The sequence below is a fragment of the Nitrosomonas sp. Is37 genome (assembly GCF_033063275.1).
In the GTDB taxonomy this organism is placed as follows: Bacteria; Pseudomonadota; Gammaproteobacteria; order Burkholderiales; family Nitrosomonadaceae; genus Nitrosomonas.
The window spans coordinates 68,331-80,603 of the sequence record NZ_JAWJYP010000006.1 but is presented as its reverse complement, the minus strand read 5'-3'; the positions used below and the strand labels follow the sequence as shown (position 1 = coordinate 80,603).

The 12,273-nt window shown below is 48.3% G+C and carries 14 protein-coding genes; 10 read left to right on the top strand and 4 right to left on the bottom strand.

Annotated features, from left to right (window positions below):
- Positions 1 to 39 precede the first annotated feature (39 nt).
- Together R2Q26_RS04450 and R2Q26_RS04445 are read left to right on the top strand one after the other, a co-directional pair.
- Positions 40 to 834, top strand: coding sequence for a thymidylate synthase (locus tag R2Q26_RS04450; RefSeq protein WP_317535163.1), 795 nt, complete (start codon positions 40 to 42; stop codon positions 832 to 834).
- A complete protein-coding gene (locus R2Q26_RS04445; RefSeq protein ID WP_317535162.1) occupies positions 831 to 1,340 on the top strand; it encodes a dihydrofolate reductase in 510 nt (169 codons plus the stop codon). Before R2Q26_RS04450 ends, R2Q26_RS04445 begins: the two co-directional genes overlap by 4 nt.
- Positions 1,341 to 1,513: 173 nt before the next feature.
- On the opposite strand, the gene R2Q26_RS04440 is transcribed toward R2Q26_RS04445, so the two are convergent.
- From R2Q26_RS04440 to R2Q26_RS04425, 4 genes are all read right to left on the bottom strand, one after another.
- Complete coding sequence (locus R2Q26_RS04440) at positions 1,514 to 2,695, bottom strand: hypothetical protein (protein WP_317535161.1); 1,182 nt, start codon at positions 2,693 to 2,695, stop codon at positions 1,514 to 1,516.
- Positions 2,696 to 2,976: 281 nt separating this feature from the next.
- On the bottom strand, positions 2,977 to 3,651 hold the full coding sequence (locus R2Q26_RS04435; protein WP_317535160.1) for a DUF4126 domain-containing protein: 675 nt from the start codon (positions 3,649 to 3,651) through the stop codon (positions 2,977 to 2,979).
- Between the two features lie 70 nt (positions 3,652 to 3,721).
- Entirely contained in the window at positions 3,722 to 4,729 is a 1,008-nt protein-coding gene (locus R2Q26_RS04430; RefSeq protein ID WP_317535159.1) for a glucokinase, read from the bottom strand.
- Between the two features lie 3 nt (positions 4,730 to 4,732).
- Positions 4,733 to 5,509 (bottom strand): zinc-dependent peptidase, encoded by a 777-nt coding sequence (locus R2Q26_RS04425; protein WP_317535158.1) that lies wholly within the window; start codon positions 5,507 to 5,509, stop codon positions 4,733 to 4,735.
- 511 nt (positions 5,510 to 6,020) lie between these two features.
- Between R2Q26_RS04425 and R2Q26_RS04420 the strand changes: the two genes are divergently transcribed.
- The 8 genes from R2Q26_RS04420 to R2Q26_RS04385 all read left to right on the top strand — a co-directional run bounded on the left by R2Q26_RS04420 (position 6,021) and on the right by R2Q26_RS04385 (position 12,211).
- Positions 6,021 to 6,530, top strand: a complete 510-nt coding sequence (locus R2Q26_RS04420; protein WP_317535157.1) for an SRPBCC family protein — start codon at positions 6,021 to 6,023, stop codon at positions 6,528 to 6,530.
- Positions 6,531 to 6,612: 82 nt separating this feature from the next.
- The gene (locus R2Q26_RS04415) at positions 6,613 to 7,650 is read left to right on the top strand and encodes a methyltransferase (RefSeq protein WP_317535156.1); all 1,038 of its coding nucleotides are present in this window, start codon (positions 6,613 to 6,615) and stop codon (positions 7,648 to 7,650) included.
- Between the two features lie 479 nt (positions 7,651 to 8,129).
- Positions 8,130 to 8,714: a DJ-1/PfpI family protein gene (locus tag R2Q26_RS04410; protein ID WP_317535155.1), complete on the top strand. Its 585-nt coding sequence runs from the start codon at positions 8,130 to 8,132 to the stop codon at positions 8,712 to 8,714.
- A 174-nt stretch (positions 8,715 to 8,888) separates the two neighbouring features.
- A complete protein-coding gene (locus R2Q26_RS04405; RefSeq protein WP_317535154.1) occupies positions 8,889 to 9,779 on the top strand; it encodes an NAD(P)-binding domain-containing protein in 891 nt (296 codons plus the stop codon).
- A gap of 15 nt (positions 9,780 to 9,794) precedes the next feature.
- The gene (gene rtcA, locus R2Q26_RS04400) at positions 9,795 to 10,829 is read left to right on the top strand and encodes an RNA 3'-terminal phosphate cyclase (RefSeq protein WP_317535153.1); all 1,035 of its coding nucleotides are present in this window, start codon (positions 9,795 to 9,797) and stop codon (positions 10,827 to 10,829) included.
- A gap of 46 nt (positions 10,830 to 10,875) precedes the next feature.
- Positions 10,876 to 11,076 (top strand): hypothetical protein, encoded by a 201-nt coding sequence (locus R2Q26_RS04395; RefSeq protein ID WP_317535152.1) that lies wholly within the window; start codon positions 10,876 to 10,878, stop codon positions 11,074 to 11,076.
- On the top strand, positions 11,073 to 11,342 hold the full coding sequence (locus tag R2Q26_RS04390; protein ID WP_317535151.1) for a DUF504 domain-containing protein: 270 nt from the start codon (positions 11,073 to 11,075) through the stop codon (positions 11,340 to 11,342). The genes R2Q26_RS04395 and R2Q26_RS04390 overlap by 4 nt, the downstream gene beginning before the upstream one ends.
- The gene (locus R2Q26_RS04385; protein ID WP_317535150.1) at positions 11,339 to 12,211 is read left to right on the top strand and encodes a M28 family peptidase; all 873 of its coding nucleotides are present in this window, start codon (positions 11,339 to 11,341) and stop codon (positions 12,209 to 12,211) included. Before R2Q26_RS04390 ends, R2Q26_RS04385 begins: the two co-directional genes overlap by 4 nt.
- Positions 12,212 to 12,273: the final 62 nt, after the last annotated feature.

Genomic DNA, 12,273 nt, shown 5'->3' with positions numbered 1-12,273 from the left:
GCATGGTTTTTTTATTACCGCTTTATTTGTTAATTTTTCATGCATCAATATCTTGAACTTATGCGACATGTGCTCGAGCACGGTCATCAGAAGTCAGATCGTACCGGCACCGGCACGCTGTCTATTTTTGGCTATCAGATGCGCTTTGATCTGGCACAGGGTTTTCCGCTGGTAACGACCAAGAAGTGTCATTTAAAATCGATTATCCACGAATTGCTGTGGTTTCTGCGTGGTGATACCAACATTTCCTATCTCAGGGAAAATGGGGTCTCCATTTGGGATGAATGGGCTGATGCAAACGGTGATCTGGGTCCCATCTATGGCCATCAATGGCGCTCCTGGTCAAGCCCGGGAGAAGAGTCAATTGATCAAATCTCACAGGTGATTGAGCAAATCAGAAAAACTCCTGATTCAAGGCGAATGATTGTCTCTGCCTGGAATGTCAATGATCTGGATAAAATGAAGCTGGCGCCCTGTCATGTGTTGTTTCAGTTTTACGTCGCCGATGGCAAACTTTCCTGTCAGCTTTATCAGCGCAGCGCAGATATTTTTCTCGGAGTACCTTTTAATATTGCTTCTTATGCGTTGCTAACCTTGATGATTGCACAAGTTTGTGATCTAAAGCCAGGTGATTTTGTGCACTCGTTCGGCGATGCGCACCTCTACCTGAATCATCTTGAGCAAGCCCGGGAGCAAATAGGGCGTGAGCCAAGAGCGTTGCCAACTATGCAGCTCAGCCCATCGGTCAGAAGTATTTTTGATTTTAAATATGAAGATTTCACGCTGGATAACTACGATCCCCATCCAGCCATTAAAGCACCGGTGGCAGTATGACATCACATCGTTTATCCATTCTGGCTGCCATGGCCACTAACCGCGTCATCGGTCGAAATAATGCGCTTCCCTGGCATCTCTCAGCCGATCTCAAGCGCTTCAAAGCGCTTACCATGGGGCAGATCATCATTATGGGGCGAAAAACCTATGAATCGATCGGCAGGCCGTTACCAGGGCGTATCAACATCATCATCAGCAGACAGCCAGAATTTTTGATTCCTGACGCGATAGTAACCTGCTCGATTGAAGAAGCATTAGCAGCATGCATGCCTTATCAGGATAGAGAAATCTTCATCATTGGCGGCGCAGAACTTTACCGGCAAACGCTGGCGCATTGCCAGCGCCTTTATCTTACCGAGGTACAGCAAGATTTTGAAGGAGATGCCTTTTTTCCAGAATTCGACCGTAACGACTGGTATGAATCATCACGTGAAATCCATAGGTTAGAAGATGAGAGCAAACTGGAATACCATTTTGTGGTGCTCGAGCGGAAAGCGGCTTCATAGAATTAGAATTGGGAGTTTGAGTAACTTGACAATTAATGCTACTACAACCCAATTTTATAAAGATGGCAAAAGGCAAGACCCCGACCCATTTTACGCTTTTTGCTAAGCCGCACCGGAGCGAAGCGGAGGATACCCAAAAGCCTGGGCTTTTGGGCGTTAGCTTGAGCAGCGGGTTAGGGATCAAGCTGCCCCACAAGTTGAACTCCCGTATCCTCGGCTAAGTTGGACGTTAAAAAGCCATATAGTGCAGCGCCCACGAACAAGTGATAATCAATCACCGCTCGAATCCAATTGAGAAGCTGCCACTCGATATCCATCCCATATCCTACGAAATAATCCCGCCCAAGATAGCGCAGCGGCTGTCCAGATTCTAGACAGTCTCGCCAGGGCATGAACGAGTAACAGAGGGGCAGCTCATTCACTTCTCCCGTTTTGTTGCCGACGTAGATTTTTTCCATTTCAAGTGCGGTAGTGCTGTGCACGATATCATGGCGCAATTGGATCAGGGAGTGAAACTCCTTCTCACGCGTTATCCTCTCGACTATCCCCTTAACCAGATTTTCTGGCAAGGATATCGGACGCATTTTCTGCAAATCGGAGTAATGTTTGCCTTGAGCGCCACGGAAGCGAACTATGGGGCTTGCGCAACTGTTCAGAAAGTGAATCAGCTTACTGGATATGTCTAGCGACGAACACAAAGATATCACGCATATTGTTACGCTTGTTGCGGTACGGTAGGACTTCGGTCCGGTGTGGACTATCTCTGGAACACCCATGTGTTCAGCTGACCAGCACTCTTCCATGATAGTTTTTCTTTGAATTTTAAGCAGTTCGACAAAAGCGGTGATTGCGCGATGTATCAGCGACATTAGGTCACTACAAATTCTTCTAAGCTGCACATGAGACAACTTTATCGCAAGATACTGATTCGTGAAGGGCAGCACTCCAAATTCAGCCTTGGCGTTCACGAACTTGTCGACTTTCTCCAATTCATCGCGCGTGCCTTCTCCAAAACCAGCGTCGATGTAGGCGGTTGGTAGCCCATGCGTCAACATGTCGAATACGGACACATTGTTCTGACCAACTTGCCAGTACCTGAAGTAGTCGGTCAGCCTAGCGACGTAATACTTCTCAAGCTCAAACCACTTGAACGAGGAGAAACTAGACATCTCTTGGCATTCGGACTCATGACACAGGATGCGTACTCGTGCTAAGTCATATGCGGCGTCGAAAGCAAGCGCAGGAGTTGTCGCCTCGAATGGTAGTGTGCAATTACCAAATACGTCTTCTAGTACGTATTTGCATTGTGTAGCTTGCCTTAGGAACAGGCCTTTGGTGGTAAGGTATCGATCCATTGCGATTTTTTGTTAGCTCCTGGCGCTCGTGATTGGACAGACGTTTAGCCCTAACTAAAATTAGACCCCCGAAAAGACGCAACACATTCCGTCAAGGATGAGATTTATTACGCTAAAAACCATGATATCTCCTTGTTATCTTTCATCATAATAAACATTGTTAGATCCACAAGTTTGATGACTAACCAATATTTTTTAAAAAGAAAAAGCAAAGAAAAACAGGGTGCTTGCTAATCCAAAAACAAAGAGCTACATACCCCTAGTGCCGAATTTAGAAAAAATCATTTATCCATCTTGATGGCTTCAGGCTTAGATGTGCTGACATGTGCAGTTTCAGCCGTGCTGTTTTTTGCCACCCCAAAGAATCTACCTATTTTGAGTAACACTCCTTTGATCAATTTCCACAATTTGGGTAATAACCAGATGGCTAGGCCGATAAAAATAACGAACAGGATCAGAAATAATATGGGGTGATTCAATGCAGTCCATAAACCACCTAGCACCAATAAATCTTCACTAATCGAGGCAGACCAGTTGGTGACCGGTTCGGGTGAGGTATTGATCATCAAACGTGTGCCAGTCTTGGCTGCGTGACTGGTGGCGGCAACGCCACCACCTAAAATTCCTGCCGCTATTTCCAGCGCGGGAGAAACATCTCCTACCGTGCCGGCTGCCAGCATAGCACCTGCAGGGATGCGAACAAAAGTGTGCAGGGTATCCCAGGCGCTATCCAAACCGGGTATTTTATCGACAAAAAATTGAATCACATACATCAGCGCCGCCGCGCCGATTACCAATGGGTTTTCTAGCACGGTCAGTTCGGCCGGTAAGTTGATATTGTCAGTAGCGCCGCCGAGGCCCAGCACCAGCATGACTGCATACAAATTGATGCCGCTTGCCCACGAGGTACCCATGGTCAGCGCCAGAGTGGCGATTAAAGCTTCATAACCATTCATGTCAATACTCTTTAATTATGTGATTGTTAAAACAAGGAATAGTGGAAGGATCTTACTGGATTGATTGCTATTAAGTGCAATTGCTTATCAACCGCTGCGCTTCGAGACCAGCACCCAATAAACCCACCTGCGGGTTCATGATGACATGGACCGGAATCTCGCTCATCATTCCTGTGTATCTTCCTTTATTGCAGAAGGCGTGCATGAAACTACCCTTCATCAAGGTGTCGATAATTCTGGGTGCAATTCCTCCAGCAATATACACGCCGCCCCGACATAATCCCAAGAGTGCCAGATTGCCGGCATAGGCGCCATAGATTTCAACAAACAGCTCCAATGCTTGCTGTGCGATTGGGTGCTTTTGCTCAAACGCTAGCTTAGTGATGATCGCGCCGCTGTCTTCCTTTAATTCATTTACGACGATACCAGGAAATCTTGTTGAATCGTTTTGCAGGAAATTGAAAATATTGGTCAACCCCGGTCCTGAAAGAATCCGCTCTACTGAGACATGGTCAAATTTCTTCATCAAATAATCAAGTAATTCCATCTGCAAGGAGGTAGTAGGGGCGAACTCAATGTGCCCTCCTTCTGTGGGTAACGGAATATAGCGATCACCTTGCCAATGAAGCCAGGCGACACCCATACCGGTACCCGCGCCTAGCACTACCCGCATTGCTTGCGCATCTGCTACCCCCCATTGCAGCGTTGCCAGATCATTTCGGGATAACCTTTCAATGCCGATTGCCACAGCTTCGAAATCATTGATCAGCTTTACCTTGGGTATAGAAAACTCCGTCGCAAGCGCTGATGCATCCATCAACCATGGCAGATTAGTCAGCTTTGCCCGTTGTGAAACAATCGGACCTGCTATTCCAAAACAAGCTGACGTTGGATAGCGATTTGTTTTATTCATCCCTGTTTTGTCAAGGAAATCGGCAAGTATCTCATTGAAATCAGCATAAGCTTGGCTGTCATAGCGCCATTCGTAACATGGTTCAGTTTTGTCCTTATCAGATACCATCGTACGCAATAATGTCTTGGTGCCACCTATGTCACCATAAATAAAATAGCTGCTCATCAATTAGCTCCTGTGGGGCCATCGCATCGCCGGATTCTGGCGATAGAACGCGGACAGCTGCTGATAGACCTGCGGGAAGTATTGTTTTATTTCGCACGGCTTGACGAAAAAAGCTTCACTCAGTACCGCAAAGAATTCTGCCGGACTGATGGCGGCATAAGGATCAATTATTAATTCCTCCTCATTATCGACTTGCTCACGGAAAGTTTCAAAAGCTTTGCTAAAGACTGCAGTCCAGACGTGAGGATCCATATTGCTATGCAGTGGGGGAAAACCATTGGCAGCACCATTTAACATATCCAGCTTATGTGCAAACTCATGTATTACCACATTATGTCCTTGTTTATTATTGATATCGGTGACATCTTCCCACGAAAGAATAATGGGTCCAGCGAGCCAGGATTCGCCTGATGCGGCCATATGAGCAGCGTGAACGATGCCAATCTCGTCGGTGTACTCATAATCAAGAATGAATTTCCCTGGATAGACAATGATTTCTAGCCAATCGCGATAATAGTCCAGATCAAGATTCAGAATCAGGATGCAGGCCTGTGCTGCGATCATGACACGCATTTCTTCCGTGACAATGAGACCCTGTGCGCCATTTATTTTCTTATCGTGCAAGAAAATAGTTGCCCATTGCCGCAGTTGTATGGTTTCAGACAGAGTTAATCCTTGCAGAAAGTGTAGTTGTGCCAGAGCATTCTGCCAACTGATTTCAGCTATCGGTTCATGTTTAAGAATATGCTGTCGCCACCAATTTTTCAGACCCCATGACATAAGCTTTCAAGATGTTTGGAAATGAAGTTTTAGTTGAACTAAGGAAGATCTGAATAAGTGAACGAAGTGGTTCCAGTGCAAAGCGGACAAACGCAGCGACGAGAAAACGAACGGAGTGAGTTTCGATAAAACGAAGTTTTAGTAGCGTAGCTATATATCAAATAAATAGGTGAGGAGCGAATATCGCCCAACACAGCGATTTGGGTGCGCAGTAGATTTATTGGCGAAACTTCGTTTTCACAATCTCTCAGTCAGGTCTTCCCTGCTAAATTAACTATATTACTAATTTTATACCATTCTGTTACTTTCTCGGATAGGAGTTGATTTCCCAAGCTGTTTTTTATACAAAGAGCTTGAAACTGATCCCTGATTCGTTTAAGGTGTAGGTTAATCGACAAGAAATAAGCTGAGAAGTTGTGAACAAATTTGTTAGCGAAACTTCGTTTTAGCGAAGCTTCGTTTTGACAGATGCTGAGTCGAACATCAACTAGCCAGAAGGGACTCTTGTAATATGTTCAATTTAGGCTCCATGCTCAACTTGGGTTCTACAGAACCGGTCATAGGGAGAGCTTCTACTTTAGTGGAATGTTCGACCAAAGATCTATTCAAATATCTTGGTCAAGATTTATTTCAAAATTATCAAAAATGGTCGCCGGAGGTTCAAGAGCTTGAGCAGCTCACGCCTGGCCCAGTGCAACTTGGAACGATTGGGCGACAAGTGCGTCTCGATCTGGGACGACGTACAGAATCGCGCTTTAAAGTTTTTACTTATGAGCCGGGTGTGCGTTTAACACTTGTCGGCGTATCTGATCCCTTTCGCTGTACTTATGAATTGCAGGATATCAATCCTGAGAAATCTACCAGGCTGACGTTTTCTTTTGAGTTGCTTGAACTATTAGTAGTCATGCGGCCTTTCGAGGGATTAGTCCGTGCCGCCATAAAAGATGGGGCTGAACGCACAGTTCAGAATATCAAGCGCCTGATAGAGGCAGAAAAATCTATCAAAACTTCTGCAACCTGAGCAGCAAACAATTGTTAATAAATAATGCATATTTACGATTGACCAACTCTGTCAGTTACTTGTAGTCAGAAAAGGAGAATAAATGGCGCGAGATATTATTTCTAATATTCAGGTACCGCAAGTGGATGATCGTCCGCTCTGGGATGTGGTATTTGCGATTTATGGCTATCCAGCACTGCTCCTGGCTCATCGGCTGAGAGTTTTTCCTTTGCTGGCTGAAAACACACGCACTTTGTCGGAAATTTGTAATGCACTGAACATAAAGCAGCGTCCCGCCGAGGCAATATTGACGGCGGCTACTGCATTAGGTTTTCTGTCTTTACAAGCGGGACGCTATTCGCTGACGCCGGTTACCAAAGAATATCTGCTCGAAAACAGCCCAAACTACTTTGGATATTTTTGGGATCTGATGATCGACAATTATCAAGTATGTACCTATGCTGGTCTGGAGAAAGCAGTCTTCACCGATTCTGCTCAGGCTTACGGAGGAGGCGATATTTTTAAATCTCATGAAGAGCAAATCGAATTGCTCCAACGCTTCACCTGCGGCATGCACAGTATCAGCATGACACCAGCGCTCGTTTGGCCACAAATCATGGATTTTTCCCAGCACCGGATGATGCTTGATATTGGGGGGGGATCTGGCGCACATTCGATTGGCGCTACTTTGCGATGGCCAAATTTACATGCACATATCCTGGATTTTCCCCAGGTGTGTGAGATTGCACAGAGCTATATTACCCACTACAAACTACAAGATCGCGTTAAAACGTGTGATATCAATATCTGGCGCGACCACTGGCCTGCTGCGGATCTTCACTTTTTCTCGAATATGTATCACGATTGGCTGCCAGAAAAATGTCATTTTCTGACCGCGAAAAGCTTCGATAGCCTTGAATCCGGAGGACAGATCGTGATTCATGAGATGCTTTATAACGATGAAAAAACCGGTCCTTTCGCTTCCGCAGCATTCAGCATGATGATGTTGGGCTGGACTGAGGGCAAACAATATTCCGGTCAGGAGTTGTCAACGATGCTGAAGGAAATTGGATTTGAGGAAATTCAAATACATAAAGCTTTTGGCTATTATAGTATCGTGACTGGCCGCAAGCCATGGTAGGCTGTTGAAACCTAAAAACCGCAGTTGATCGCTGCGGTGTTAAAAACAGGCTCAAAATGCTCATTTTTCAGGTATAAACTCCGCTTTTTTCGCATGTTTCTGCCTATCATCGACTGCCTCGAATACGTTTTTCAACAGTCTGTTAGGCATCGTCTTTAATTTCAAAAAGAAAGTTGACCATAAGTTTTGTTTTCGGAGACGGTCTTTATCTTTATAATCAATGAGTTAGCTGTAATTTGATTTCCAAATCAAACCTGACTTTGTCGGTTTTACCTTCCCATATTATTCATCCTGTTTTTGGCTCGCTCTTGCGTCATGTTTAATTGGAAAATGGAATAAGGTTCAATAACTGGTTTTTTTTCTCACTGTTTTTCCAAATTGGCCAGCTTAAGCTGACTGTCAGTCGACTCATTACCGCAGCCAATTCGCTACAATAGCTGCCAGAAAGACAACTTGCAAAACACAACAAAAGGGAGTTCATGATGAGTGCAAAGAAAATCTTGATGCTGGCTGGTGATTATGTGGAAGACTACGAGGTCATGGTACCTTTCCAGGTACTGTTGATGGTGGGACATACTGTCCATGCTGTCTGCCCCAATAAAAAGGCAGGTGAGACAGTGCGCACGGCAGTGCACGATTTCGAGGGAGATCAGACCTATAGCGAAAAGCCAGGGCACAACTTTACGCTGAATGCAACTTTTGCCAAGGTTAAGGCAGAAGATTACGACGCGCTGGTCATTCCTGGAGGGCGCGCACCTGAATACATTCGCCTGAACGAAAAAGTAATCAAAATGGTGCAACATTTTTCAGAAGCGAACAAACCGATTGCCGCCATCTGCCATGGTGCGCAACTCCTGGTGGCAGCTGGAGTCATCGAAGGTAAGACGTGTTCTGCTTATCCAGCGGTGGGGCCAGATATTACGCGTGCAGGTGGCAAGTATGTGGATATTCCAATGGATCAGGCTCACGTCGATGGCAAGTTGGTTACCGCCCCAGGGTGGCCTGCGCATCCGGATTGGCTCGCTAAATTCCTGCAAGTGCTGGGAACGAAGATTAAACCATAGGGAACACACATCATATCCATAGATTGAGCCAATATGAGTATTACGCAGAACTAAACTGCTTCAGCGAATACTTGCGATTGCACTTGATGTAAAAAGAGAGGTCGAATAGGAAGACACTAAAAAATTAAACAGCTCAGCGAGCACTTTTCCTAGAGAGGTACGGAGGGAAGACTCATGGTGAAGCTTAACATTGCAGTCATCGGCTTTGGGCGAGTAGGGCGTGCTTGTGCACTTGCATTACGCAATACAGACTATCTTGCAATGGCTGGTGTTGTTCGGCGCCCAACTTCACCAATTAAATTGCCCGATCCGCTTGGCGAGATCCCGGTGGTCACGCATGTTCGTGATCTGAAGCGTGTCGATGTAGCACTGATCTGTGTGCCTGCAGATGTCGTCCTCGGCGTTGCGCGCGAATTGTTGCAGGCAGAAATCCCTGTCGTCGAGTGTGCGGTGCTCGAAGGGCATGCACTTGAGATGCATTACGATGCAATCGGCGATGCAGCACGCCACCATAATACGCGTGCCATTGTTGGGGCAGGATGGAATCCGGGTATGCTGCCGCTGTTCGAGCGCGCGTTCACGACACTGATTCCAGATAGTCACACCAAGCGCACCAGTCGGCCAGGCGCGAGCCTTCATCACACCGAAGTGGTGGAAGGTATCGAAGGTGTGAAAGGAGCGCTTGCCACCGAGACGCGGGATTGGCAGGGGCAACTGACCCGCTATGTCTACGTCGAACTCGCAAAAGGTGCAAAGGGCGTAAGGGGTGCAAAGGGCTCGGAGGGCGCCTCGCTCGATAAAGTTGAGGCTGCCCTCGCTGCTGATCCGCTTTTCGTGGGCGAACAGACACATGTGTTCGAAGTTGAGAGCATTGCCACCCTGGAAGAGGAAGGTCGCGGCATTATGCTGGAACGTATCGGTACCGAGCGAACAGGTGCGCATGCCACCTTGCTGCTGGAAGGACGATTTGATGTGCCGACATTCGCTGCACGGGTGATGCTCGATGCCGCCAAGCGTATTCCGAGCCTCAAGCCAGGCGCGCATCGCTATTCCTTATGGGGGTGACTGATAGGGTAACTTATGCTCGAAATTGATGGTAGCTATGGCGAGGGTGGTGGGCAGCTGCTGCGGCTTGCCGTAGCGTTGTCTGCCATTACCGGTGCTGGAGTTTGCATTACGAATATTCGTGTACGACGCGACAAACCCGGTCTCGCAGCGCAGCACCTCGCTGGGGTGCTTGCAGTGGGCAAGCTTTGCAGCGCGAGAATCGAAGGCCTCATCTTACGATCACAACAAATTGTTTTCGAACCAGCAACGCTTCGTGGTGGCGACTATCGCTTTGATGTTGGCACTGCGGGCAGCATTACACTAGTGCTGCAAGCCTTGCTGCCAGTCATGCTAGCGGTCCATCTCCCTTGCAAAGTGCACATCACTGGCGGTACCGACGTCCGACAGGCACCCGCTGCGGATTACTTGCACGAAGTGATCATTCGGCTTGTCGAGCGACTCGGTGCCCGGGTGACCATGCGTGTGCTGCGGCGTGGCTACTATCCACGGGGTGGCGGCGAGATCGAGCTCGCAGTGAGGCCAGCAATGCTTTCATCTGCAGTGTTCGATGCGTCTGGGTACAGTAAGGCGATCTGCGGGGTTGCGCATGTAGCTAATCTTCCTGAGCATATTGCGTTACGAATGAAGCAAGCGGTACTTAACCGGCTTGGCGCTTATGGCACACAGGCGAGTATCGAGACACAGATTATGGGGCGCGAAGCGGCTTTTGGTGCAGGCGGCGCCATCGTGTGCTGGCTCGAGAGCGAGCACGCTGTGCTCGGTGCAGCGCGGGTCGCAGAGCGGGGGGTATCCGCGGAGACGCTTGGTGAGGCTGTGGGAGAAGAGCTTGCCACAGATATTGCAGCGGGCGCTGCACTCGATATCCACGCAGCTGATCAAATGCTTGTTTACCTTGCGCTTGTAGGGGGCGGGTCATTCAGCACGCGTAGTGTCTCGTTGCATGCGCGCACTGCGATGTGGCTGATCGAACAGTTTCTGCCGGTAACGTTCGAGGTAACTGAATCGTCAGGGCTCGCATACGTTACTGTGAGAGCACGTGGAGAATAATCATCCTAAGAACCGCAATTGGCCGCTTGATAGGAGAGTTAATCTCATGACATATAAAGACATTTTAGAAATTTTCTCATTCATCAGAATGGTGGGCCGCTACGAGGTGTATCGTATGTCGCTCCAGGCGCGAATGCGACGTTGCTCTTCGTTGCAGGGGGCGGCCTTGCGGGCTTCATCGCGCTTTGCCTCGCACCTGGATCACCACACGCTCCACCCTGTCCAATTGCGGTTTTTAGGATCATGATTCCGATTCACGAACTGCTCGCGCGCATCCGCTGGGATCCCGAATTCGGTAAGGGAAAATTTGAGCTTGCCTACGAAGATAAGGTCGAACACCAGCTCAAGCGTGTGCCGCTCGAGCGGATAGACATCGAATCAGGTCAGCACTTTACATTCGAGGCAGAAGAGGAGGATGGCACACTGCATACTGTACCGTTTCATCGGGTGCGAAAAGTTTGGTGCGATGGAGCGCTTATCTGGGAACGACATCCAGGGAGTAAAGCAAAATGAAACCACTACTCGAACAACGGCTGCAGCTGCATGTTGAAAAACTTGCTGGTGAGATCGGCGAGCGCAACGTGTGGCGGCCAAAAGCGCTATATGCTGCTGCCGACTACATCCGTGATACCTGGGGCCAGTTGGGCTATGAGGTCCATGCCCAGGGCTATGATGCGGGCGGTGTATGGAGTGAGAACCTCGAGATCGAGATTCGCGGTGGGGTGCGGGCAAATGAGATTGTGCTCGCCGGCGCACACTACGACAGCGTGACAGGCAGCCCGGGTGCAGATGACAATGCTTCGGGCGTCGCAGCTCTGCTCGAGATCGCACAGCTTCTCGTCGGAATCAAACCCGAGCGCACACTGCGGTTAGTTGCATTTGTGAATGAAGAAGCACCGTTCTTCTATTTCGGCGAAATGGGAAGCAAAATCTATGCGCAAGCTGCGCGTGAGCGGCATGATGACATCCGTCTAATGCTCTCATTCGAGATGCTTGGTTGTTATAGCGACGAGCCAGGCAGTCAGAATTATCCATCTCTTCTGCGCTGGTTCTATCCCGATCGAGGCAACTTTATCGGCTTCGTGTCCAATCTCAAGTCACGTCGTGCACTTAAGCAATTTGCGGCAGCATTCGCCACCAGTTCGGATTTTCCGTACGAGACGCTCGCAAGCCCTACCATCGTGCCAGGCGTCTCATGGAGCGATCAGCTCTCGTTCTGGCGGCAGGGCTATCAGGCAGTGATGGTCACCGATACAGCATTTTATCGCTATCCGCACTATCATCGTGCTAGTGATACCCCTTGGGAGCTCAGCTATGCCGAGATGGCGCGTGTGGTCGAAGGACTGGCCGGCGCGCTGACAGTATTGGTGAAAGCCCAGTGATGGCAACGGAGCGAGTGGGCCATTGCTGGCGATTTTTACATTAATCAACTGCCATCTTGGCG